Source organism: Trinickia sp. Z7 (assembly GCF_056498045.1).
The window spans coordinates 1-24,936 of sequence record NZ_JAUEQW010000017.1 but is presented as its reverse complement, the minus strand read 5'-3'; the positions used below and the strand labels follow the sequence as shown (position 1 = coordinate 24,936).

Here is a 24,936-nt window from a genome sequence, read left to right as displayed (position 1 = left end):
GCTTGTCAAGTCTTGACTTATACACATTCTTCTCGTTGCGCCGCGGTAGAGCGAAGAGAGGTTGACGCTGGCACTCAAACGATGTACGGCATCCGCTCAGGCCTTGTTCGGCAAGGCTTTGCGAGCGGCCGGCCCAATGTGCGGTTGCCCACGGAACGTCAGCGCGGCGGCCTTGCTTCGGTTCGGCGGGGGCACTTTTCAACAAAGTTATCCACAAGCGACGCGGGGCAGTCGGTAAAGTCCAGCGAGATCCATAGGTTAGCGGCGAATCTCATGTTTTACTTTAAGTTGATGCCGTCCAGTCGAGGCTCGATGCATTGGGGGCGAAGCGCCTCATGCGGCAACGCGCCCTGGGGCGGTGGCGGATGACGGAGGTGTTCGTTCGCGTCGCGCTCGACCATCCGTTGCCGACCCTTTTCGACTATCGCTGCGCCCAGTCGCCTGCGCCCGTGCCGGGCACGCTCGTCGCCGTGCCATTCGGCAAGCGCAACGTCGTGGGGCTCGTCGTCGAGGTGAGCGGTCACACCGAACTGCCCGCTGAGCGCGTGCGCGACGTGCAGGCCGCATGCGACGGGTGCGCGCCGCTCGCGGCCGAGTGGCTCGCGCTGGTCGCGTTCGCCGCCGATTATTACCAGCGCTCCCTTGGCGAGGTCGCGCTTCCGGCGTTGCCGCAGGCATTGCGCGATGCCGAGAAATGGCCGCGGCTGTTTGCCGCCGCGCCTCGCTTTCGGCTGACCGAGGCGGGGCGGGCCGCGTTGCCTGCCGCGCTACCGGTGCGAGCGGCCGCTCTGCGCCGGCTCGCCGCGGCGCTCGCCGATGCGCGCTCGCTCGACATGTCCGAGGCGCGCGCCGTGCACCCGAAGGCAGGTGCAACCCTGCAGGCCTGGCAGGCCGAGGGATGGGTCGATATCGAAACGGCCGCCGATGCGGCGAGCCGCACCGCCGAAGCCGAGAACGCCGAAGCCGAGAACGCCGAAGTCGAGAACGCCGAAGTCGAGAACGCCGAAGTCGAGAACGCCGAAGTCGAGAACGCCGGCGCACTGGGCGAGCCCGCTGTGGACCTCGTGCGCCCCGCCCTGACCGCGGAGCAAGCGCAGGCGGTGGAGGCGATCGCCGCGGCGCAGGGTTTTGCTCCTTTTCTACTGCACGGCGTCACCGGCAGCGGCAAAACCGAGGTGTATCTGCGCGCAATCGAAGCCGTGTTCGCGGAGCGACCCGATGCGCAAGCGCTCGTTCTCGTGCCCGAGATCAACCTGACGCCTCAGCTCGAAGCGGCGTTTCGTGCGCGCTTCGCCGTGCGATTCGGCAACGATGCCATCGTCACCTTGCATAGCGCAATGGCGGACGGAGAACGCGTGCGCAGTTGGCTCGCCGCCCATACGGGCCGGGCTCGCGTCGTCCTCGGCACGCGCCTGGCCGTCCTCGCTTCGATGCCGCAGCTCGCGCTGATCGTCGTCGACGAAGAACACGAGCCGGCCTACAAGCAACAAGAAGGACTGCGCTATTCGGCGCGCGATCTGGCGATTTGGCGGGCCAAGCAACGGGGCGTGGCGGTCGTGCTCGGCTCTGCCACACCCTCGCTCGAGAGCTGGTGGCAGGCCGAGCAGGGCCGCTATCGGCGGCTCTCGCTCGCACGGCGCGCCGTGGCCGATGCGGTGTTGCCCACGGTGAAGATGATCGACTTGGAGGAAGAGCGGCGGCGCGGGCGCGGCAGCGTCGACGGCATCTCCGGGCCTCTTGCCTCGGCCTTGAAAGCGCGCCTCGAGCGCGGCGAACAAAGCCTCGTTTTTCTGAACCGCCGCGGCTATGCGCCGGTGCTCGCATGCGACGCGTGCGGCTGGGTGGCCGGCTGCCCGCGCTGTAGCGCCTACGTCGTGCTGCACAAGAGCGAGCATACGCTGCGATGCCATCACTGCGGCTGGGAGGCGCGCGTGCCGCGCGCTTGCCCCGAGTGCGGCAACGTCGATATCGCGCCGCTCGGGCGGGGCACGCAGCGCGTGGAAGAGACGCTCGCCCAGATCGTGCCCGGCGCGCGGGTGTTGCGCATCGATGCAGACAGCACGCGCCGCAAGGGCAGCGCTCAAACGCTCTTTTCGAACGTGCACGCGGGGGAAGTCGACATCCTGGTCGGCACGCAAATGATCGCCAAGGGTCACGACTTTCGGCGGGTATCGCTCGTGGGCGTGTTGAACGCCGATGCGGCGCTGTTTTCTCACGATTTCCGCGCGGGGGAGCGGCTATTCGCGCAACTGATGCAGGTGAGCGGGCGAGCCGGCCGAGCCGGCTTGCCCGGAGAAGTGCTGGTGCAGACGCGCTACCCGCGGCACGCGCTCTATCATGCGCTCGCGCGACACGATTACGTCGGCTTCGCGAATGCGACGCTTGCCGAACGCCGCGATGCGCAATTGCCGCCGTTCGTCTATCAAGCGCTGCTGCGCGCGGAAGCCAAAACGCTCGAGGCGGCGCTGACATTTCTGGGCCATGCCGGCGCGGCGCTATCCGAGATTCCGTATGCTGAGCGGGTGACCGTCTACGATGCCGTGCCGATGACGATCGTCAAGGTGGCCAACGTTCATCGCGCTCAGCTATTGCTCGAGAGCGCATCGCGGGCGGCGTTGCTCGCGACGCTGCGCGCCTGGCAAGCGCCGTTGCGCGCGTTGAAAGGCGTCATACGGTGGAGCGTCGAGGTGGATCCGCTCGATATTTGAGCGGCAAGGTTCGAGGCGGTGAAGCCTGATGCCGCCGCGGCCGACAAGCCGAGAACGCGGCGCATGCGCTTGCGGCTGAAGCGCCGCCCTGCGGGTGGCGCGGCTTGCGCTCTCCGCTATTGGGCGCGCGCGGTTCAGTAGCGTCGCAGGCGGCTGCGCGCAGCGCGGGCGTGCGTGCGGACGCGATTCGTGTAGCTGGGCGTGGGGGCAGTGAGCGGCCGCGCGCAAGCGGCGACCGGGGAACGCTGGCGCCGTGTCTGCGGCGCATGGCGCGCGCAGGACCGGCTTTCGTTGGAACAGATCATGATGGGCCTCTTTGCCGGCCTCTCAGCCGCGTTGTTCGGACATGCGCGCGTCGTTTGCCGCCGCTTCGGCCTGCTGTCGAGCCTGGCGCACGCGGGCGAGCGCCAAAGCGCGTTCACGCGCCGGCGATGCGCCGCGCACGAACAGCGTCAGGCAGACCACGGCCATCATCCAAACCGCGCCGAATACGAGCCACTTTTCCATTTTTGCCTCTCCTTGCCCGACGCTCACCGTGCGTTGGGCGCTTTCCTGCGTTAACGGCATTCCAGCGCTCGCCCGTAGGGCGGTGGGACCGTTTTCACATCAGGGAAAATACCGAGCGCAACCGCGCACGCCCGGTGCGCTTGGATTTCGCGGCAACCCTTGCCAGTAAAGGGTTTGCTTGGGGTGCAACCAACCTTGCGTTTTGGTTGCACCTTTTTATCGGGAGGCGTACGATTCGGCAAACTTTGCACATATCGGCCGGCGCCGCCGGCGACCGAAGGAACCATGGCCAGCACTACCTTAGGCGTCAAAGTCGACGACCTTCTCCGCTCCCGTCTCAAAGAAGCCGCCACCCGGCTCGAACGCACGCCGCATTGGCTCATCAAGCAGGCGATCTTTGCCTATCTCGAGAAGATCGAACACGGCCAACTGCCGCCCGAGCTTTCCGGCGCGTCGATGAACGCGGACTTCGGCGACGGCTCGGCGCCCGAGCACGAGGAGGATGGCGCACCGCACCCGTTCCTCGATTTCGCGCAGAACGTGCAACCGCAATCGGTGTTGCGCGCCGCGATCACTGCTGCCTATCGCCGCCCGGAGCCCGAATGCGTGCCGTTCCTGATCGGCGAAGCGCGGCTGCCCGAGGCGTTGGCGGCCGATGTCGGCAAGCTAGCCACCAAGCTCGTCGAGACGCTGCGCGCCAAGCGCACGGGCGGCGGCGTCGAGGGCCTCATTCATGAATTCTCGCTGTCGAGCCAGGAAGGCGTCGCGCTGATGTGCCTGGCCGAGGCGCTGCTGCGCATCCCCGATCGCGCCACGCGCGATGCGCTCATTCGAGACAAGATCAGTAAGGGCGATTGGAAATCGCACATGGGGCATGCGCCGTCGCTGTTCGTCAACGCGGCCACCTGGGGCCTCATGATCACGGGCAAGCTCGTGACGACCAACAGCGAGGCGGGGCTGTCCTCGGCGCTCACGCGCTTGATCGGCAAAGGCGGCGAGCCGCTGATCCGCAAGGGCGTCGACATGGCAATGCGCCTGATGGGCGAGCAGTTCGTCACAGGCGAGACGATTTCCGAAGCGCTCGCGAACAGCCGCAAGTTCGAAGCGCGCGGCTTCCGCTATTCGTACGACATGCTCGGCGAAGCCGCTACGACGGAAGAAGACGCGCAGCGTTACTACGCGTCGTACGAGCAGGCGATTCACGCGATCGGCAAAGCCGCCGGCGGCCGCGGCATTTACGAAGGCCCGGGCATCTCGATCAAGCTCTCCGCGTTGCACCCGCGCTATTCGCGCGCGCAGCAAGAGCGCACGATGAACGAGCTGCTGCCGCGCGTGCGTTCGCTCGCCGCGCTCGCGCGCCGCTATGACATCGGCTTGAACATCGACGCCGAGGAAGCCGATCGTCTCGAGTTGTCGCTCGATCTGCTCGAAGCCCTGTGCTTCGATCCGGAACTCGCGGGTTGGAACGGTATCGGGTTCGTCATTCAGGCGTACCAAAAGCGCTGCCCGTTCGTGATCGACTACGTGATCGATCTGGCGCGCCGCAGCCGTCACCGCATCATGGTGCGCCTCGTGAAGGGCGCGTACTGGGACAGCGAGATCAAGCGCGCGCAACTCGATGGGCTCGAGGGCTATCCCGTCTACACGCGCAAGGTTTACACGGACGTCTCGTACCTCGCCTGCGCGAAGAAGCTGCTCGGCGCGCCCGACGCCGTCTTCCCGCAATTCGCCACGCACAATGCCTACACGCTGTCGGCCATTTATCATCTGGCCGGACAGAACTACTACCCGGGCCAGTACGAGTTCCAATGCCTGCACGGGATGGGCGAGCCGCTGTACGAAGAAGTGACGGGCCGCGAGAAGCTGAACCGCCCGTGCCGCATCTACGCACCGGTCGGCACCCATGAGACGCTGCTGGCTTATCTCGTGCGCCGGCTGCTCGAGAACGGGGCCAATACCTCGTTCGTGAACCGCATCGCCGACGAAACCGTACCGGTATCCGCGCTCGTCGAAGATCCCGTCGACGAAGCTTCGCGCATCACGCCGCTCGGCGCGCCGCACGCGAAGATTCCCCTGCCGCGCGATCTTTACGGCGATGAGCGCCCCAACTCGATGGGCCTCGATCTGTCGAACGAGCATCGTTTGGCGTCGCTCTCCTCGGCGCTGCTCGCGAGCGCGCACCATCCGTGGCGTGCCGCGCCGATGCTCGAATCGGGCGAGCTGCCCGCTTCCAGCGCCGCTGGCCGCGTCGAGCGCGCCGTGCGCAATCCGGCCGATCACCGCGATGTCGTCGGCTCGGTCGTGGAAGCGACGCGCGACGACGTGCACGTGGCGCTCGCCGCCGCGGTTGCCGCCGCTCCGATCTGGCAGGCCACGCCCGTCGATGCGCGCGCCGATTGCCTGGCGCGCGCCGCGGATCTGCTCGAAGCGCAGATGCATACGCTAATGGGGCTGATCGTGCGCGAAGCGGGCAAGTCGCTGCCGAACGCGATAGCCGAGATTCGCGAGGCGGTCGATTTCCTGCGCTACTACGCGGCACAGATCCGCACCGAGTTTTCCAACGATACGCATCGGCCGCTCGGTCCCGTGGTCTGTATCAGCCCGTGGAACTTCCCGCTCGCGATCTTCATGGGGCAGGTGGCGGCCGCGTTGGCAGCCGGCAATACGGTGCTGGCCAAGCCCGCCGAGCAAACGCCGCTGATCGCCGCGCAAGCCGTTCGGCTGCTGCGCGAAGCCGGCGTTCCCGCGGGCGCCGTGCAGCTGTTGCCCGGCGACGGCGAAACCGTGGGCGCCGCGCTCGTTGCCGATGCACGCACCCGAGCGGTCATGTTCACGGGTTCGACCGAAGTCGCGCGTCTCATCAACAAGACACTCGCGGGTCGACTCGATCCGGACGGCAAACCGATTCCGCTGATCGCGGAGACGGGCGGCCAGAACGCGATGATCGTCGATTCGTCGGCGCTCGCGGAGCAAGTCGTGGCCGACGTCATGCAATCGGCGTTCGATTCGGCCGGCCAGCGCTGCTCGGCGTTGCGCGTGCTGTGCTTGCAAGACGACGTCGCCGATCGCACGCTGACGATGCTCAAGGGCGCGATGTACGAGCTCGCGCTCGGCAACCCCGATCGTCTTTCGACCGACGTCGGCCCTGTCATCGACGCCGAGGCCAAGCGCACGATCGACGCGCATGTGGCCGCGCTGCGCGAGAAAGGGCGTGCGATCACGCAACTGCCGTTGCCCGAGGCATGCGCCCATGGCACGTTCGTGCCGCCGACGCTCATCGAACTCGACAGCCTCGACGAGCTCAAGCGTGAAGTGTTCGGGCCCGTCCTGCATGTGGTTCGCTATCGCCGCAGCGCGCTCGACCCGCTGCTCGAGCAGATCAAGGCGACGGGCTATGGCCTTACGCTGGGCATCCATACGCGTATCGACGAAACCATTGCGCATGTGATCTCGCGCGCTCACGTGGGCAATATCTACGTGAACCGCAACGTGATCGGCGCGGTAGTGGGCGTGCAGCCGTTCGGCGGAGAAGGGCTGTCGGGCACGGGACCGAAGGCGGGCGGCGCGCTCTACCTGCAACGCTTGCTGGCCAAGCGTCCGGCAGGGTTGCCGAAATCGCTCGCGGCCGCGCTCGTGGCCGATGGCGCGACACGCGGCGTGGACACGGAACGCAGCGGGGAGCGCTTGAGCCCGCGCGCCGCGCTCACGGCGTTGCGCGACTGGCTCATCGCCGAACGCCAACCCGCGCTCGCCGCGCGCTGCGACGGTTATCTCGCAAATATGCCCGCGGGGGCGACGGCCGTATTGCCGGGCCCGACGGGCGAGCGCAACACCTATACGCTTGGCGCGCGCGGCACGGTATCCTGCGTGCCTTCGACGGCGAGCGGGGCGCGCGCGCAATTTGCCGCGGTCCTCGCAACGGGCAACCATGCGCTGTTCTCGGGTGCGGCCGGCGAGGCGCTCGTCGCCGAATTGCCCGCGCAGCTCAAGCCGTTCGCGGAGGTGCAAAAGCATGTGGATGCGCCGATCGATGCCGTGCTGTTCGAGGGCGACAGCGACGAATTGCTGTCGCTCGTGAAGGAAGTGGCCCAGCGTCCGGGCCCGATCGTGTCGGTGCAGGGCGTGTCGATCCACGCGCTGGAAAACGGCGATGAAGATTACGCGCTCGAGCGGTTGCTGACGGAACGCTCGGTGAGCGTGAATACGGCGGCGGCGGGCGGCAATGCGAATTTGATGACGATCGGCTAAGCCACCCTTGCCGGTCGAATCAAACACGGAAGCGGTGCGGCCACCCCGTTAGGCGCTTCCAACTACCTTGGATCTAGGAGAAGCTATGCAGCACAAAATGAAAACGCTGGCAGGCGCGACGCTCGTTGCGGCAATGTCGCTGGTGGGGACCGCAAACGCAGAGCAAGCAGAGCAGGTGAAGATTGGTTTTGCCGGCCCGATGACGGGCGCGCAAGCGCACTACGGCACCGATTTCCAAAACGGCGTGAAGCTCGCGATCGCCGACATGAACGCCACCAAGCCTGTGATCGGCGGCAAGCAAGTCGAATTCGTGCTGGATTCGGCCGACGACCAAGCGGACCCGCGCACGGGCACGACGGTCGCGCAAAAGCTCGTCGACGACGGCATCAAGGGCATGATCGGCCACTTCAACTCGGGCACGACGATCCCGGCTTCGCGCATCTACGCGAACGCGGGCATTCCTGAAGTTGCGATGGCGACGGCGCCCGAGTATACGCAGCAAGGCTTCAAGACGACGTTCCGGATGATGACTTCGGACACGCAGCAAGGTTCGGTCGCGGGCGCGTACGCCGTGAAGAACCTGGGCATGAAGAAGATCGCGATCGTGGACGACCGCACGGCCTACGGCCAAGGTCTGGCCGATCAGTTCCAAAAGGCTGCGAAGGCGGCCGGTGCGACGATCGTCAAGCGCGAATTCACGAACGACAAGGCGACCGACTTCAAGTCGATCCTGACGAATCTGAAGGGCGTGCAACCGGATCTGATCTATTTCGGCGGTGCCGACTCGCAAGCCGCGCCGATGCTCAAGCAAATGAAGACGCTGGGTATCAAGGCGCCGCTGATGGGCGGCGAGATGGTCCATACGCCCGACTTCCTGAAGATCGCCGGCGACGCAGCCGACGGTTCGTTCTCGACGTTGGCGGGCGTTCCGCTCGAGCAGATGCCGGGCGGCAAGCAGTACGTGGAAAAGTACAAGAAGGCGTTCGGCACGGAAGTCGAGACGTACTCGCCGTACGCGTACGACGGCACGATGGCGTTGCTCACGGCGATGAAGAAGGCTAACTCGACGGATCCGGCGAAGTACCTGCCTTTCCTCGCCAAGACCGACATGCCGGCTGTGACGACCCCGCATCTGCAGTACGACGACAAGGGCGATCTGAAGAACGGCGGCATCACGGTGTACAAGGCCGAAGGCGGCAAATGGATCCCGTTGAAGTAACCGGTTAGCGTTTTCGCCTCGCTTGCGCACGCGCGCTCGTGCGTGATTGCAGGAGCGAGCGAAGGCGACAAGCCCAACGAAGGGCCCCGCGGACGAACGTCTTGCGGGGCCCTTGTCGTATGGGGCGGTCCATCACCGCCACGGCCCATATCTTGCGCGCTTCTCTACGCATTCAAGCCATGGCGGCGAGGGCGCGATGACCGATGAGCTCGACGCGCCGTCGACCGTTCGGGCGGGGTAGCCTTTTCGCATATCGGGTCAAAAGCGCCCGGTGCGTCGTTCGTGAAAAGAGGCAGCGAGCGACGATCGCAATGGCTCGTATCGCCTAGACTTGAATCGCCATTCGTCGCTTTTCGTGCGATGCGCTGACGGTGGTGGGGGAGTCCCCTCGAAGCGGCGACGGATGACCGCTTTATTTCCCGATACAAAACCGACTAAAAATCACCCCCAACAGATCGTCCGAGGTGAATTCCCCTGTTATCGAATTCAGCGCTTCCTGCGCGAGCCGCAATTCCTCCGCAAATAGATCGAGCGACTGCGCCCGTTCCTGTGCGTGGGCGCTCGCTAGCGCCATATGCTCCTGCGCCGAGCGCAGCGCGATCAGGTGCCGTTCGCGCGCGAGGTAGACGCTCTCGGTCCCCGCTTGCCAGCCCGCGATCCGCAGCAACTCCGTGCGCAATAAATCGATGCCTTCGTTCTTCTTCGCCGAGAGTCGCACTTCGCAAATCTCCGCTTCATCATCGATCGCCGCCAGCCGATTGACCGACGCGGCCACGTCCGTCAAATCGGTCTTGTTCAAGATGCGCACGACGGGCACGCCCGCGGGAAACCGCTGCGCAATCGTGACGTCGTCACCGGTCATTCCCAAACGCGCGTCGAGCAAATGCAAGACGACATCGGCGCGCTCGATCTCGCTCCACGTGCGTTCGATGCCGATGCGCTCGACTTCATCCTCCGTCTCCCGCAAGCCGGCCGTATCGATGACATGCAGCGGAATGCCTTCGATCTGGATCGTCTGTGTGACCTTGTCGCGCGTCGTGCCGGCGATCGGCGTCACGATCGCGAGCTCCGCGCCGGCCAGCGCATTGAGCAGCGACGATTTGCCGACGTTGGGCTGCCCGGCGAGCACGACCGAGAGGCCTTCGCGCAACAGCGCGCCCTGGCGCGCCTCGCCCAGTACGTGATCGATGCGCGCGCGAATGTGCGCCAGCTTGCCGCGCGCGTCGGCGGCTTCGAGGAAGTCGATCTCTTCCTCGGGGAAATCGAGCGTCGCTTCGACGAGCATCCGCAATGCGATGACTTCCTCGACGAGCGCATGAATATCCCGTGAGAACGCGCCCTCGAGCGAACGCCCCGCCGAGCGCGCGGCGGCTTCCGTGCTGGCTTCGATCAGGTCGGCGACCGCTTCCGCTTGCGCGAGATCGAGCTTGTCGTTCAGAAACGCGCGCCGCGTGAACTCACCCGGCTCCGCCAGCCGAAGCCCGAACGGCTGCCCCGCTTCGAGACACCGCTGCAGCACGAGCTGCAGCACCACCGGACCGCCATGGCCTTGTAGTTCGAGCACGTGCTCGCCCGTGTACGAATGCGGCGCGGGGAAGTACAGAGCGATGCCGCGATCGAGCGTCTGGCCGCCCGCATCGAAGAACGGCACGTAACTCGCATGCCGCGGCGCGAGCGTCTGACCGCAAAGCGCGCTCATCAGCGCAAGCGCCGCAGCGTCCCCTGCACGACCGCACGACACGCGCACCACGCCAATCCCGCCCCGTCCGGGAGCGGTGGCGATGGCGACGATGGGATCGGAATCGAGAGCGAGCATGATCGAGCGGAAACGGAGACAGAAACAGAAACGGAAACGGAAACGATGGAACGCCTGCGCATTGTAGCTTGCCGGTGTCGCCGCCTTCCGCGCGAAGCAGGCGGGCGCGGCGAGCCGCTTACCATAGTTAAGATTTATCTTAAGCGGGATAGCCTAAAATTAGGACGAAGCGAAGCGCGTCGAGGTCGAGTCCCAGATTTGGCCTTGTCGTGGCGGCCTGCGGTTCTGTGTGCGCCGATATAAAGCCGCATGACGAGCGACTGCCCGATCATCAAATTAGCGCTCGACCAAGCTAAAGCTGGCCCGCCCGGTTGTCTCCTTCATGCGGGCGGAATTGCACAATTTCGCGATGCCAACCGTCGAAGAAAAAGCGGCGTTCTCCGAGCGCCTCAAATTCGCCTTGCAGCGCAGTCCGGAAAAAGTGACGGGCGGGACGCAGCTCGCGCTGCATTTCAATCTGCGCCATCACGGCGATCAGCCCATTTCTCCGCAAACGGCGCACAAGTGGTTGACGGGGCGCACGATCCCGACGGCCGACAAGCTGCGCACGTTGGCGCAGTGGTTGCGCGTCGATTTGCACTGGCTTCACTATGGCCCGCCGCCGAGCGGGGCCGTGCGTGCGACGCCCAAGCCGCTGCCGCGCGACGAAAAGTACCCGCTCACGCCGGAGACGATCGAGCTCGCGTCGAAGATCGAATCGCTATCGCCGCATCACCGCTATCTCGTGCAGGAACTGATCGAGCAGTTCTACGGCGACAGCCCTGAACGGTAGGCGCGTCGTTGTGTCGCGGGGCAACGCACTTTGCTCGACCCAAAAAAAATCGCCCGGTGAGAACCGGGCGATTTCATATCGAAGCAATATGCACGGGCCGGCGCGGCATGCACCGCGCAGCGCCCGCAATCGAATCAGGCCGCCTTTTTCCTGCTGGCGCCCATCATGCGCGTGATGTAGTACTGCTGAGCGATCGACAGCACGTTGTTCACGACGTAATAGAGCACGAGGCCTGCGGGGAAGAAGAAGAACATGACCGAGAACGCGATCGGCATGAACATCATCATCTTCGCTTGCACGGGATCGGGCGGCGTCGGGTTCAAGCGCGTTTGCAGGAACATCGACACGGCCATCAACACCGGCAGGATATAGAACGGATCCTGTTGCGACAGATCGTGGATCCAGAGCATCCACGGCGCGCCGCGCATTTCGACCGACGAGAGCAGCACCCAGTAGAGCGAAATGAAAACCGGAATCTGGATCACGATCGGCAAGCAGCCGCCGAACGGATTGACCTTCTCGGTTTTGTAGAGCTCCATCAGCGCCGCGTTCATCTTCTGCGGGTCGCTCTTGAACCGCTCGCGCAGCGCTTGCATGCGCGGCGTGATTTCCTTCATCCGCGCCATCGACTTGTAGCTCGCGGCCGACAGCGGAAAGAACACCGCCTTGATCAGCACCGTGAGCAGCACGATCGCCCAACCCCAGTTGCCCACCACGCCGTGGATCTTTTCAAGCAGCCAGAACAAGGGCTTGGCGATGATCGTGACGTAGCCGTAATCCTTGACCAGCTCGAGGCCAGGGGCGATGCCTTCCAGCACGCGCTCTTCCTCCGGGCCGGCGAACAGGCGCGCGGACACGTCCGTCGATTGCCCCGGCGCGATCGCCGCGAGCGGCTGTTGCACGCCGACGCGATAGAGCGTCGGATCGATTTTCTCGACGTAGATGTTGCGTTGCGCGCCTTGCTGGGGAATCCAGGCGGTGGCGAAGTAATGCTGAACCATCGCGATCCAGCCGCTGTTCGCCGAAGTGGCGACGTCCTGCTTGTTCTTGTCGATGTCGCTGAACGAGACCTTCTGGAAGTGATGCTCGTTCGTATAGACGGCCGGGCCGATGAACGTATGCGAGAAGCGCGGCGTTTCGACGGGTTGGCTGTCGCGCACGAGCTCCATGTAGACGCTCGGCTTGACGGGCGCGGTGCCGACGTTGACGACCTTCGTGTCGACGCCGATCACATAGCTGCCGCGCGTGAACGTGTACGTCTTGACGACTTTCACGCCGCCCTTGGCCGGCGATTCGAACGAAAGCTGCAACGTCTTTTGATCGGCGCCGAGCGCGCGCGGACCGGCGACCGGCGTGAAGACGTCGTTGTGATTCGGGAAATCGCCGCCCGTCAGGCCCGTGCGGGCGAGATACGTGTGCGTGGCGGTGCGATCGAACAGCGTGACGTTCAGCGGCGCGCCCTTCGGGTCGACGTTCTTGGTCAACACGAGCTTCTCGAGCGTGCCGCCGCGCGTGTCGATGTCACCGTCGTAGACGTCGGTGCTGAAGTGAACGAGCTGGGCGGCGGCTTGCGGTTGATTCGCCGTCGCGCCGGGAACCGGCGCCGCTGCGGTCGAGCTGGAGGCGGCGGCCGCTTCGGAGCTCGGTGTCGCCGATGCGCTCGAAGCCGGCTGCGTATGCGTTTGCGTCGGGTTCGGGAAGAACATCGACGGGCGTCCGTGATCGCGTTGCCAGTTGTCGAACAGCATGACGGCTGACACGAAGAAGATCGCCCATAGGATGGTGCGTTTGATATCCATGCGTGGTCTCAGAGTCGATGGAGCGGCGTTTCAGCGCTTTTTCGGGGGTGCGGGCGGAACGAGATCGATCCCGCCTGCGGAAAACGGATGGCAGCGGCATAAGCGCTTCACCGCGAGGTAACTCCCGCGCGCGGCGCCATGATACTGGATTGCCTCGCGCGCGTAATCCGAACAGGAGGGATAAAAACGGCAGCGGCTGCCGAGCAGAGGGCTGACGGCAACCTTGTACAAACGCAGCAACGCGATCAGGACCGTTTGCATGGCATTCGGAATGCACAACTCCCACCGGGCGGCGAAGCGCGCGAACCGTGGCTGGACTCTGCCCGTGCGCCTCATGCTCCAAAAGCGGCTCAAACCTGCGGACCCGGCGGCGCTTCAGGCGGCGGCAGCGGTGCACTGCGCCTTGCGATTTCTCGCGCCACCTTGCCGAGCAAGTACTCGATTTCCGTTCGAAACAACACCTTCAGCGGCGGCGAGACGGCGCTCGGAAACGCGGCCTTGTCGACCCGCGTGGACAGGCGCAGCAGCACGTCCCAGCCGTCGAACTCGGCGCGCCGCAGGCGAAAGCTCTCGCGCGCGGTGCGCTTCACGAGATTGCGCGTCGCCGCGCGCGGCGCGAACTTCTTACCGACGACGAGCCCTAGACGGGCAGCTTGGCCGGTTGGCTTCGCGTAAACGACGAAATGCGTCGAACGACGCCACGGGCGCAAACGAAAAACGGATGAGAATTCATCCGTTTTGAGAAGCCTCGCGGCTTTGGGGAAGACTGCTCGCGCTCGCAACGGAACCGGGCCCGATAAGGATAGGCAACTGCAAGTCAGTGCTCACAACCCCCGCGAGAACGCGGGCGCCGGTCACGGCGCGCGTCGCCTTCGACTTAGATGGCCAGACGCTTGCGGCCCTTGGCGCGGCGAGCGTTGATCACTTTACGGCCGCCGGCGGTCTTCATGCGCACGCGAAAGCCGTGGGTGCGCTTGCGGCGAGTAACGGACGGTTGGTAGGTACGTTTCATGTCGATCTCACTTGAGAATGGACCGCGCGCGCATCGGCACTAGACAACACTAGGCAACGGCCGGGGTCGAAAAAAGGGTGTTCGCTTTCGCGGGAACCCGCTATTTAAACCGCTTTTCTCTTGGCCGTCAATACTTTAGCGGTGCGCGCCGCTTGCACGGGCCGCGCGGGGCGGCGGCCTCGCGCGCACCGCGTGCACGATCCGGCCCTGTGGATAACTTCCTGGCCGCCTGTGTTTGGCGGTAGAATCTCGCCTTACTTCAAGAAACCAGCACGCTGCTCCGTACGGGCCGGCCAGCCGCAAGCCATTGCGGCGACGGGCTGCGGGGCTCGCTCGCTTTGTCGAACTGGGTCCTTTCGCCGTGCGGGGCTCGGCGAAGGCGGCAGCGAGCGGTGCGCTAAAAAAGATATCACCTTGATGAACGAATTCTGGCAACACTGTTCCGCACTGTTGGAGCGCGAATTGACGCCCCAGCAGTACGTGACGTGGATCAAACCCTTGGCCCCGGTCGCCTTCGACGCCGATGCGAACATGTTGTCCATCGCCGCGCCGAACCGCTTCAAGCTCGATTGGGTCAAGAGCCAGTTTTCTGGCCGCATCTCCGATCTCGCCCGCGATTTTTGGCAGGCGCCCGTGGAAGTGCAATTCGTCCTCGATCCAAAGGCGGGCATGCGTGCACCGGCCACTTCCGGCACGGTGCCGATGCCGCGCGTGCCGGCGTCGGCGGCAGCTGCGATGAGCGCCGCGGCGTTGGTGGCCGAAGGCGGTGCAGGCAACGGCGGCGGTGTCGCGGCGAACGGCGCGACCGGCGCGGCCACGCAGGCCGCGAAGCCGGCCGGCGGCCCCTCGGGCGGCAACGGCGCCCTCGATGACGCCGCCGATCTCGATTTGCCCAGCGTCGATGCGCACGAGGCCGCGGCCGCGCGCCGTACCTGGCGCCCAGGCGGCCCGGCGCTCGGCAGCCCCGAGACCGAATCGATGTACGAGCGCTCGAAGCTCAATCCGGTGCTGACCTTCGACAATTTCGTGACCGGTAAGGCGAACCAGCTTGCGCGCGCCGCCGCGATCCAGGTGGCCGACAACCCGGGTATTTCCTACAACCCCTTGTTTTTGTATGGTGGCGTGGGCTTGGGCAAGACGCACCTGATCCACGCGATCGGCAATCAGCTGCTGCAGGACAAGGCCGGCGCCCGCATCCGTTACATCCACGCCGAACAGTACGTGTCGGACGTCGTGAAGGCGTACCAGCGCAAAGCGTTCGACGATTTCAAGCGCTACTACCACTCGCTCGATCTTTTGCTGATCGACGATATTCAGTTCTTCTCGGGCAAGTCGCGCACGCAGGAAGAATTCTTCTACGCGTTCGAAGCGCTCGTGGCGAACAAGGCGCAGGTCATCATCACGAGCGACACGTACCCGAAGGAGATTTCGGGCATCGACGACCGCTTGATTTCGCGCTTCGATTCCGGGCTGACGGTGGCGATCGAGCCGCCCGAGCTCGAAATGCGCGTGGCCATCCTGATGCGCAAGGCCCAATCGGAAGGGGTGAGTCTGTCCGAAGACGTGGCGTTTTTCGTGGCCAAGCATCTGCGCTCGAACGTGCGCGAACTCGAAGGCGCGCTGCGCAAAATTCTCGCTTACTCGAAGTTTCACGGGCGCGAGATCACGATCGAGCTGACGAAGGAAGCGCTCAAGGATCTGTTGACGGTGCAAAACCGTCAGATCTCCGTCGAGAACATTCAGAAGACGGTCGCCGATTTTTACAACATCAAAGTCGCCGACATGTACTCGAAGAAGCGTCCGGCGAACATCGCGCGGCCGCGGCAGATCGCCATGTACCTCGCCAAGGAACTGACGCAAAAGAGCTTGCCTGAAATTGGCGAGCTGTTCGGCGGACGCGATCACACGACGGTCTTGCACGCCGTGCGCAAGATTGCCGACGAGCGCGGCAAGGACGCGCAACTGAACCACGAACTGCACGTGCTCGAACAGACGCTCAAGGGTTGAGGCCGAACGCGGGCCGCCGGGCATCGAGCGCTTTCTCGCCATCCCCGATTTGGCGGGAGCGGGGTATTTTTCAGGCACAATATAGGTTTAGCCCCCCGTCGTGCGCCCCCGGCCGAAGCCGGGGCGAGGCGCGGGATGAAAGCGCGGGACAAGCGCGCAGGCGGTACGGCGAAGGCGCGCAAGTAAATGCGGGGTAACGGCGCAGTCGTCGAATAAGCTGCCGGGTGAGCTGCGGTTTGCCGTCATATCAACGAAGGAACCCTATGCAACTGGTCAAGACCGAACGAGACAACCTCTTAAGGCCGCTGCAAACCGTGAGCGGCATCGTCGAACGCCGCCATACGTTGCCGATCCTCGCGAACTTGCTGATCACCAAGAACGGCCCCGATGTGTCGTTTCTGTCGACCGACCTCGAGTTGCAGATCACGACGCGCGCCGATTTCGGTGTGGGCGGTGAATCGGTCGCCACCACCGTGGCCGCGCGCAAGCTATTGGACATCCTGCGCGCCATGCCCGACGGCCAAGTGAGCTTGTCGCTGGCCGATAAGCGCTTGACCGTGCAATCGGGCAAGAGCCGCTTCGCGCTGCAAACCCTGGCGGCCGACGAGTTCCCCACGGTTGCGCAGGCGAAGGATTACGGCGCGAGCCTGACGGTGCCGCAAAAAACGTTCCGTCAATTGCTGGGCATGGTGTATTTCGCCATGGCGCAGCAGGACATCCGTTATTACTTGAACGGGATGTTGCTCGTGGTCGATGGCGGCCAGTTGATGGCGGTGGCCACCGACGGTCACCGTCTCGCGTTCTCGTCGATGAAGATCGACGGCGATTTTCCGCGTCAGGAAGTGATCATTCCGCGCAAGACGATTCTCGAGTTGCAGCGCTTGCTCGAAGACATCGACGATACGCTGACGATCGATATCGCTTCGACGCAGGTGAAGTTCACGTTCGGCCAGGTGGAGCTCGTCTCCAAGCTCGTCGAAGGCAAGTTCCCCGATTTCCAGCGCGTGATTCCGAAGGGACACAAGAACACGTTCGTGATCGGCCGTGACGAATTGCAGCGTTCGCTGCAGCGCGCGGCGATTCTGACTTCCGACAAGTTCAAGGGCGTGCGGTGCGTGATCGAGCCCGGCCAGCTCAAGATCATGTCGACGAACGCCGATCAGGAAGAAGCGCAGGAAGAACTCGAAATCGCGTATCAAGGCGATTCGATCGATATGGGTTTCAACGTCACGTATTTGCTCGACGTGCTTGCGAATCTGAAGGTCGACATGTTGCAAGTGAGCGTCGGCGACGCGAGCTCGAGCGCGTTGATCACGATTCCCGGGAACGACGAATTCAAGTACGTCGTCATGCCGATGCGCATTTAAGGCAAGCCGATATCGAGATCAAACCAAGGGGCGCATTGCCCCTTTGGCTTTTCTTGAAGGGCGCGCGAAACCCGCCGCCTGCCGCCGGCCCCGCTCGCGGGGCGCAGAAACTGGAGCCGCTGCCTGGTTTTTGATGGGCGTTCGAAGTGTCGCGCGGCACAACCGCAGTGAATGCAGAACCGGAAACTATCCATGAGTACACAGGACAACACCCAACCCGACACCAGCTATGGCGCCTCGTCCATTCAGATCCTCGAGGGTCTGGAGGCCGTGCGCAAGCGCCCGGGCATGTACATCGGCGACACGTCGGACGGTACCGGTTTGCATCACCTCGTGTTCGAAGTGCTCGACAATTCGATCGACGAAGCGCTGGCTGGGCACTGCAACGACATCCAGGTGATTATCCACGCGGACAATTCCGTTTCCGTGACCGACAACGGCCGCGGCATTCCGACGGGCATCAAGCGCGACGACAAGCACGACCCGAAGCGCAGCGCCGCCGAAATCGTGATGACGGAGTTGCACGCGGGCGGCAAGTTCGACCAGAACAGCTACAAGGTGTCGGGCGGCCTGCATGGCGTGGGCGTCTCTTGCGTGAACGCGTTATCGAGCTGGCTGCGCTTGACGGTGCGGCGCGACGGCAAGAAGTACTTCATGGAGTTTCACCGCGGCGTGCCGCAGAACCGCGTGATCGAGGAAGTGGACGGCGAGCGTGTTTCGCCGATGCAGTGCGTGGGCGAAACCGAGAATCGCGGCACCGAAGTGCATTTCATGGCCGACGAAGCGATTTTCGGCTCGGTGGAATACCACTACGACATCCTTGCCAAGCGGATCCGCGAGCTGTCGTTCTTGAATAACGGCGTGCGCATTCGCTTGACCGATCAGCGCACGGGCAAGGAAGACGATTTCGCGCTTGCGGGCGGCGTGAAGGGCTTCGTCGAGTTCATCAACAAGACCAAGCAGGTGCTGCATCCCACGATCTTTCACGTCAACGGCGAGAAGGACAGTGTGGGCGTGGAAGTGGCGATGCAGTGGAACGACAGCTACAACGAGAACGTGCTGTGCTTCACGAACAACATTCCGCAGCGTGACGGCGGCACGCACTTGACCGGCTTGCGCGCGGCCATGACGCGTGTGATGAACAAGTACATCGCCGATCACGAGATTGCGAAGAGGGCGAAGGTCGAGACTTCGGGCGACGACATGCGGGAGGGGTTGTCGTGCGTGTTGTCGGTGAAGGTGCCGGAGCCGAAGTTCAGTTCGCAGACGAAGGACAAGCTCGTATCGTCGGAAGTGCGCGCGCCCGTGGAAGAAGTCGTTGCGAAGGCGCTCGAGGAATTCCTGCTCGAAACGCCGAACGACGCGAAGATCATTTGCGGCAAGATCGTCGATGCGGCGCGCGCACGCGATGCGGCGCGCAAGGCGCGCGAGATGACGCGGCGCAAGGGCGTGCTGGACGGCGTGGGCTTGCCGGGCAAGCTAGCCGATTGCCAGGAGAAGGATCCGGCGAAGTCCGAGATTTACATCGTCGAGGGCGATTCGGCGGGCGGGTCGGCCAAGCAAGGGCGCGACCGCAAGTTCCAAGCGATCTTGCCGCTGCGCGGCAAGGTGCTGAACGTGGAGAAGGCGCGTTACGACAAGCTGCTTTCTTCGGAGCAGATCGTGACGTTGATTACGGCGCTGGGGTGCGGCATTGGCAAGGAGGACTACAACCTCGACAAGCTGCGTTACCACCGGATCATCATCATGACCGACGCGGACGTGGACGGCGCGCACATCCGGACGCTGCTGCTGACGTTCTTCTATCGGCAGATGCCGGAGATGATCGAACGCGGCTACATCTATATCGCGCAGCCGCCGCTGTACAAGGTGAAGGCGGGCAAGGACGAGCGCTACCTGAAGGATGCGGCGGAGTTGAACGCGCATATGTTGCGGCTGGCGTTGCAGGGGTCGGAGCTGGTGCCTTCGGAAGGCGCGGCGCCGATCGCGGGCGATGCGTTGGGCGAATTGGCTCGGTCGTATTTGCTGGCGCAGGGCGTGGTCGACCGGTTGAGCCGGCTTTACGATGGGCAGGCGCTCGAAGCGGTGATGGATGGTGTCGCTATCGATCTGTCGAGTGAAGCGGCTGCACAGCAATCGGCGAAGGCGCTCGAGAGCGCGTTGCGCACCGATCCGCTCAAGCCTGAAGTGAGCGTGTTCGCTGCGTACGACGCGGTGCGCGAGTTGCACTCGCTGCGCGTGGAGCGTCGCCATCACGGGAATGTGAAGGTGACTATCATCGACGCCGACTTCTTGTTGACGGCCGATTATCAGCAGCTTTTGAACACGGCGAATACGTTCAAGGGGTTGATCGGCGCCGGGGCGATGATCAAGCGCGGTGAGCGCAGCATGGCGGTGTCGGATTTCAAGAGCGCGATGCGGTGGCTGATTGCCGATGCGGAGCGCAACGTGTCGAAGCAGCGGTATAAGGGGCTTGGGGAGATGAACCCCGGGCAGCTGTGGGAAACGACGATGGATCCGAGCGTGCGGCGGTTGTTGCGCGTGCAGATCGAGGATGCGATTGCGGCGGATGGGATCTTCACGACGTTGATGGGGGATGATGTCGAGCCGCGGAGAGCGTTTATCGAAAGTAATGCGCTGCGGGCGGGGAATATTGATGTTTGAGGGGGCTTGTAGATAGCCTCATAACCTGAGAAAAAAGGACCCATAAGCTGAGAAACTTATGGGTCTTTTCTATTGGTAGCCTGGATTTATCGAGAAGGCATCGGCGCGCACCGGCACTCTTCGAAGATTTCCACGGACACGGTCATTGACGTCTTTCAGTTCGATGTGGGCCTAACGGGGAATTCGGCGAAGTCAGCGACGGTAACCGAACACCCGTTAGATTGTGTAGACTACTTTGCGGTCGGTCCTTAACCGCCCTTTTCCGCTTGTTGCAAACGAGAGACCCGTCGTAAGCGCCAGCAAAAATACAATGTTTTCAGAGAGACCATCTTATTGGGGTGTCCATGCCTCCGCCTGAGCACCTCAACTGGCTCGTAGAGCGGGACCCAGTGACCACGATTGAGGGCAAGACAGTCAGGATGCTCGAATTTTTGCATCAGCCTGACAACGCCACTCTGTCTTCGTGGGCTCGACATTTCCGTCAACACTACTGTTCCGACGAGGATATCGACGTCCTGCGGTCTGGGACCGAATGGTCTCGTTCGGAATTCCTCAAGCGATTGGTGTTTCCAAACACCACCAGACCCGGCCCGTCGGTGCGCTCGGGCGATTTCGCAGAAATATTGGTGTGCGATTTCCTCGAGTTCAGCATGAATCACTGGGTTCCAAGATGGCGATTTTCTGAGAAGGCAACCCCCAATGAGTCGGTGAAAGGTACAGATATCATCGGTCTCTACCGGTCTCCAACAGGTATCGCCGCAGAAGATACGCTGACAACATTCGAAGTAAAAGCACAACTGAGTGCAGGTCGGCCTCAACCTCGGCTACAGATGGCCGTGGACGATGCAGCGAAGGACAAAGTGCGGCAAGCATATACGCTGCTTGCCATGAAACGGAAAGCACACGTGCAGAGCGACAACGAACGAGTCGCGTTAGTTGAGCGCTTCCAGGCGAAGGCTGATAGGCCTTTCAGAGAACAGACCGGCGCGGCCGCTGTGTTGACTAACGGCGCTTTCGATGCCGAGCTGATTGCATCAACAACAACTGCATTGCACCCCGCAGGGTCGACGGTTCTTTTGCTGGTAATCCGTGGTGAGGACTTGATGACGCTCGCCCACAGCCTCTACGAAAGGGCTGCAGATGAAGCCTGAGGCAAACTCCCGACGCTTGTTCGGGATAACGCAGGCCAAGGCGCGCATGTACGAATACGGCGTGCGGCAGGACGAGCACATCGTTATTCCCCCTAGCACCCATCCAGAGGACCTTTTTGCCCTTGCTATCGGCATTTTAGGGGATGAGGCTGCCGCCTTCTGCGATAGGTGCCTCGAACATGGCACTGTACTCGGTGCTCCTGGCCCATTGGACCAACAAGTCTTAAGATTCGCAGCATCGTTCTTCCATGCTTACGTTGAGTCCAAGTTCGATACCGACCTCGACGGGGAACTGCTAATGCTCGCAGCGGCAACGTTCTATTTGGCGGAAACACCGGGTAGTTGCCAGGTGGTTGGTAACCTAATCTCGGAGCGCATCCTGCAGCCGTCGGACGCTTTTTCGACGGTGTTACGCATGGTGCTCTCCAATCGCTGGGACCCAGACGATGTCCCTCCTGGGTCGCGGTTTTCGCACATGCTCACGACAATGATGCATGCCGCGAGCGACTTGATGTCACGCGATGGGAGTGATGAGCGAATACTTCTTAGACACTGCGCGAGATTGCGAGAAGCGGTATATCGCAAGGGTGACTCGCGAGATATTGCGTTTGTGGATTTATGCGTGGCGGTCACCCTTCGAAAGGCGAGCAATTCGAGTCGCTTGAACTTGCCTCGCTACTCGCGGCTCGATGAAGAACGTTGGTCCGATGTTCTTCGCAAACCCAACTTCGTATCTGAGCTTTGGCCAGCACAACGGCTTTTGGGGCGGGCTGGCTTGTTTGCAGGTGCTTCAGCGGTCGTACAGATGCCGACGAGCGCTGGAAAGACTCGAGCAATTGAACTTGTGATTTGGAGCTCAATGCTGTCTGGCAGAGCTCGAACAGCAGTAGTGGTCGCGCCATTTCGCGCCCTGTGTCATGAGATATCGAATTCTTTGCGACAGACTTTTGCGGGGGAGCAGATTTCTGTCGATGAACTGTCGGATGTATTGCAGCAAGACTTTTTGGAATCCCTGGCCGGCCTACTCGGTGAAGTGCTTGAGCGTCCGTCACAAGTTTTGGTTTTGACGCCGGAGAAGCTCTTATACGTGTTGCGGCAAGCCCCTCAGATTGCCAGCAAGATTGGATTGATAGTCTACGATGAGGGGCATCAATTCGACTCGGGGCCTCGAGGCGTCACTTACGAACTGCTGCTGACGATGCTCAAGCAACATCTTCCGCGGCAAGCTCAAGTCGTTCTGGTGTCAGCGGTCATTTCCAATGCTGCATCCGTTGGACGATGGCTAATCGGTGAGCGTGCTGTCGTAGTTGACGGACAGGACCTGATGCCAACTCAGCGTTCAGTTGTTTTCACCAGTTGGCAATTCGCGCTCGGGACTCTCCAGTTCGATGCATTGGGCGGGCCTGATGACTTTCCTTACTTTGTTCCAAGAGTCATTGAGCCTCATACGTTTCCACTCCGTGGCCGAGAACGCGTCGTTCGAGTTTTTCCGGAGCGGGATGCTTCGGACGTTGCCTTGTATCTTGGTTTAAAGTTGGCGCCACAAGGCAGCGCAGCGATATTTTGCGGGAGGAAAGATAGTGCCGCCGGCATTGTGAGAGATGCCGTGCGCTACTTCGAGCGGGGTCTTCCTTATCCGTCACCGGCCGAAATAGCGAATCGGGCCGAGCTGGCGAGGCTTGTGTATCTTCACTCGAAACATTTCGGCGAGGATGCAGTCGTTACGAGAGGTGCTAGGCTCGGGGTACTGGCCCATCACGGCAATACGCCGCAAGGTCTGCGGCTTTGTATCGAGCACGCGGTAAAAGAGGAACTCGTACCGTTGGTCGTATGCACGTCTACACTCGCGCAGGGGGTAAATCTCCCGCTCCGTTACCTGATTGTATCGACGATATACCAAGGTGGGGAACGCGTGAAAGCACGTGACTTTCACAATTTGATGGGCCGAGCGGGGCGCGCCGGGATGCATATCGAGGGGTCGGTTATCTTTGCCGACACTCGCGTATTTGATGGCAGGAATGTGCGGCGCGAACGCTGGCGCTGGAATACGGTCGGAGACCTTTTGAAGGCTGACAACATAGAGCCGACAGGTAGCTCCCTCCTCGGCCTGGTCTCTCCAATAACGAACGATGCTGGCTCGCAGGAGGTGCAGGCAGCCTTTGATGTAGTCATTGCTTTGCTCGCAGACGAGGAAAATGCACTCGCTCAAATCAACGATGATGCAGATTATCTCGGTCGCGTCGGCGCTACGCCAGAGCACGTTGCGGGACAAGTGAAGATTAAGGAGAGGCTTGTGAACGCAGTTGCCAGTTTTTTGCAGGCAAGTCGAGGGGAAAGCGCATTCGATGATTTTGTTGAGGTGGTGCGTGGTCTTGCGCGAAGCACGCTTGCGTACTCACTGGCATCAGACGATGAGAAAGCTCTCCTTGTTGACATTTTTGTCGCAATCGCGCGGGCAGTCCAAGAGCGGGAACCAGAAGCGGCGAATCAGACGCGAAATTCTCGGACACTGCTGGGTTTGAATGCGCTTGCGAAGATTTACAGATGGTGCGAGCGAAACCGTGAAGCCGTACTTGAGACTCAGACAGAAGCCGAGTTGCTGAATGTCATTTGGCCCATTTTGCTCGATGTGGCCGAAGACGACCTGCTGCAGAAGATTATCGGCAAGGAGATGCTCATCGACGTCGCACAGACGTGGTTGTCGGGAGCGGCCTATTCACAAATCGGCGAGGTAATTTCGGTCGCCGGCATCGCGAAGCGGCATGGCGAGGGAACTCGACAGTTCACACCAGAAGATGTCGTCGACATCTGCGATAACTGCTTCGGCTATGAATTTTCTTTATACTTGACGGCATTGGTCACTTACTTTGAGCAGGACGGCGACCTCAACAATGCAGACACTGTGGAATTGATAAAGGGCCTGCAGAGCGGATTAAAGTACGGTCTCCCAGACTCTCTCACTGTCGCGATTCAAGAGGCGGGTTTTTCGGACCGAATGCTCTCTCAGGATTTGCGCCCCATCTTTCGTGGGGTTCGGCCCTCGCGCGCCGCCGTTGTTGGGTTTATTCGCAACAATTCAGACGCTGTTCGTTCAGTGCTCGACAGATACCCATCGTATTTTCAGATGGTGCTGACCGGCATTGCTCAGGGATGAGCTGTTCGCAGTATCTGCGCGCCGACCGTATCCAGTTGAGAGAGCCCTTGCCGCCATGTACTTAGTAAGGTCGAAGGAAAATGCGACAACATGACCGCTTCCGCCCAACGGAAAGGCCGTCACAGACCTTTCCCAACTGGCGACGATTTGGGGCGCCGGCGACAACTTTACGAGGCGGGCCCTGAGCTTCAGCCTCCGACGCTCGCGGAGCACATTCAGCGTTAACCTGGTTACAATCAGGCAGATAAATCGTGATTTTCAGCGCGTTGAACGCCACGGGGAGCAAGGCGAATGTCGGAGCTCGTTGAAGAATGTCAATCAGCGGCAGTCCCGCAGATGAGCGTCGACGCATTCGTGCGGTCGATTGCTGTAAATCAAAATTGACCGTAAGCGCGAATTTGACCGCACCTAGAATCGGAAGCTGAACAAGCGCAGGCTTGCGTCCGCAACTACAACTTGCGGACGCAACCGATGACACAGAACGAAGTTGATTTCCTGCCACTGCGGGTGAC

At 62.2% G+C, this 24,936-nt stretch carries 15 protein-coding genes; 9 read left to right on the top strand and 6 right to left on the bottom strand.

What is annotated here, in order from left to right:
- Window positions 1-365 precede the first annotated feature (365 nt).
- Entirely contained in the window at window positions 366-2,708 is a 2,343-nt protein-coding gene (locus tag QQS38_RS22340; protein WP_479647601.1) for a primosomal protein N', read from the top strand.
- A 327-nt stretch (window positions 2,709-3,035) separates the two neighbouring features.
- Here the strand turns inward: QQS38_RS22340 and QQS38_RS22335 are convergent, their stop codons facing one another.
- Window positions 3,036-3,215 carry a hypothetical protein gene (locus QQS38_RS22335; protein WP_277430865.1) on the bottom strand — a complete coding sequence of 60 codons (180 nt, stop codon included), beginning with the start codon at window positions 3,213-3,215 and terminating at the stop codon, window positions 3,036-3,038.
- A 285-nt stretch (window positions 3,216-3,500) separates the two neighbouring features.
- On the opposite strand from QQS38_RS22335, the gene putA reads away from it, so the two are divergent.
- Window positions 3,501-7,463 (top strand): trifunctional transcriptional regulator/proline dehydrogenase/L-glutamate gamma-semialdehyde dehydrogenase, encoded by a 3,963-nt coding sequence (putA, locus tag QQS38_RS22330; protein ID WP_479647533.1) that lies wholly within the window; start codon window positions 3,501-3,503, stop codon window positions 7,461-7,463.
- An 85-nt stretch (window positions 7,464-7,548) separates the two neighbouring features.
- Entirely contained in the window at window positions 7,549-8,682 is a 1,134-nt protein-coding gene (locus QQS38_RS22325; protein ID WP_479647532.1) for a branched-chain amino acid ABC transporter substrate-binding protein, read from the top strand.
- A 412-nt stretch (window positions 8,683-9,094) separates the two neighbouring features.
- Here the strand turns inward: QQS38_RS22325 and mnmE are convergent, their stop codons facing one another.
- On the bottom strand, window positions 9,095-10,498 hold the full coding sequence (gene mnmE, locus QQS38_RS22320) for a tRNA uridine-5-carboxymethylaminomethyl(34) synthesis GTPase MnmE (protein WP_479647531.1): 1,404 nt from the start codon (window positions 10,496-10,498) through the stop codon (window positions 9,095-9,097).
- Between the two features lie 349 nt (window positions 10,499-10,847).
- Between mnmE and QQS38_RS22315 the strand changes: the two genes are divergently transcribed.
- Entirely contained in the window at window positions 10,848-11,270 is a 423-nt protein-coding gene (locus QQS38_RS22315; protein ID WP_479647530.1) for a transcriptional regulator, read from the top strand.
- A gap of 134 nt (window positions 11,271-11,404) precedes the next feature.
- Here QQS38_RS22315 and yidC read toward each other — a convergent pair whose 3' ends face one another.
- The 4 genes from yidC to rpmH form a co-directional block, all read right to left on the bottom strand.
- Window positions 11,405-13,069: a membrane protein insertase YidC gene (gene yidC / locus QQS38_RS22310; RefSeq protein WP_479647529.1), complete on the bottom strand. Its 1,665-nt coding sequence runs from the start codon at window positions 13,067-13,069 to the stop codon at window positions 11,405-11,407.
- A gap of 30 nt (window positions 13,070-13,099) precedes the next feature.
- Window positions 13,100-13,330 (bottom strand): membrane protein insertion efficiency factor YidD, encoded by a 231-nt coding sequence (gene yidD / locus QQS38_RS22305; protein ID WP_277430872.1) that lies wholly within the window; start codon window positions 13,328-13,330, stop codon window positions 13,100-13,102.
- 89 nt (window positions 13,331-13,419) lie between these two features.
- Window positions 13,420-13,890: a ribonuclease P protein component gene (gene rnpA / locus QQS38_RS22300; protein WP_479647600.1), complete on the bottom strand. Its 471-nt coding sequence runs from the start codon at window positions 13,888-13,890 to the stop codon at window positions 13,420-13,422.
- A gap of 56 nt (window positions 13,891-13,946) precedes the next feature.
- Entirely contained in the window at window positions 13,947-14,081 is a 135-nt protein-coding gene (rpmH, locus tag QQS38_RS22295) for a 50S ribosomal protein L34 (RefSeq protein WP_004198824.1), read from the bottom strand.
- A 417-nt stretch (window positions 14,082-14,498) separates the two neighbouring features.
- Between rpmH and dnaA the strand changes: the two genes are divergently transcribed.
- The 5 genes from dnaA (at window position 14,499) to QQS38_RS22270 (ending at window position 24,424) form a co-directional block, all read left to right on the top strand.
- Window positions 14,499-16,088 (top strand): chromosomal replication initiator protein DnaA, encoded by a 1,590-nt coding sequence (gene dnaA / locus QQS38_RS22290; protein WP_479647528.1) that lies wholly within the window; start codon window positions 14,499-14,501, stop codon window positions 16,086-16,088.
- 263 nt (window positions 16,089-16,351) lie between these two features.
- Window positions 16,352-17,455 carry a DNA polymerase III subunit beta gene (gene dnaN / locus QQS38_RS22285; RefSeq protein ID WP_479647527.1) on the top strand — a complete coding sequence of 368 codons (1,104 nt, stop codon included), beginning with the start codon at window positions 16,352-16,354 and terminating at the stop codon, window positions 17,453-17,455.
- Between the two features lie 192 nt (window positions 17,456-17,647).
- A complete protein-coding gene (gene gyrB / locus QQS38_RS22280) occupies window positions 17,648-20,119 on the top strand; it encodes a DNA topoisomerase (ATP-hydrolyzing) subunit B (protein ID WP_479647526.1) in 2,472 nt (823 codons plus the stop codon).
- Between the two features lie 344 nt (window positions 20,120-20,463).
- Entirely contained in the window at window positions 20,464-21,270 is an 807-nt protein-coding gene (locus QQS38_RS22275; protein WP_479647525.1) for a Hachiman antiphage defense system protein HamA, read from the top strand.
- 46 nt (window positions 21,271-21,316) lie between these two features.
- Entirely contained in the window at window positions 21,317-24,424 is a 3,108-nt protein-coding gene (locus tag QQS38_RS22270; RefSeq protein WP_479647524.1) for a DEAD/DEAH box helicase, read from the top strand.
- Window positions 24,425-24,936: the final 512 nt, after the last annotated feature.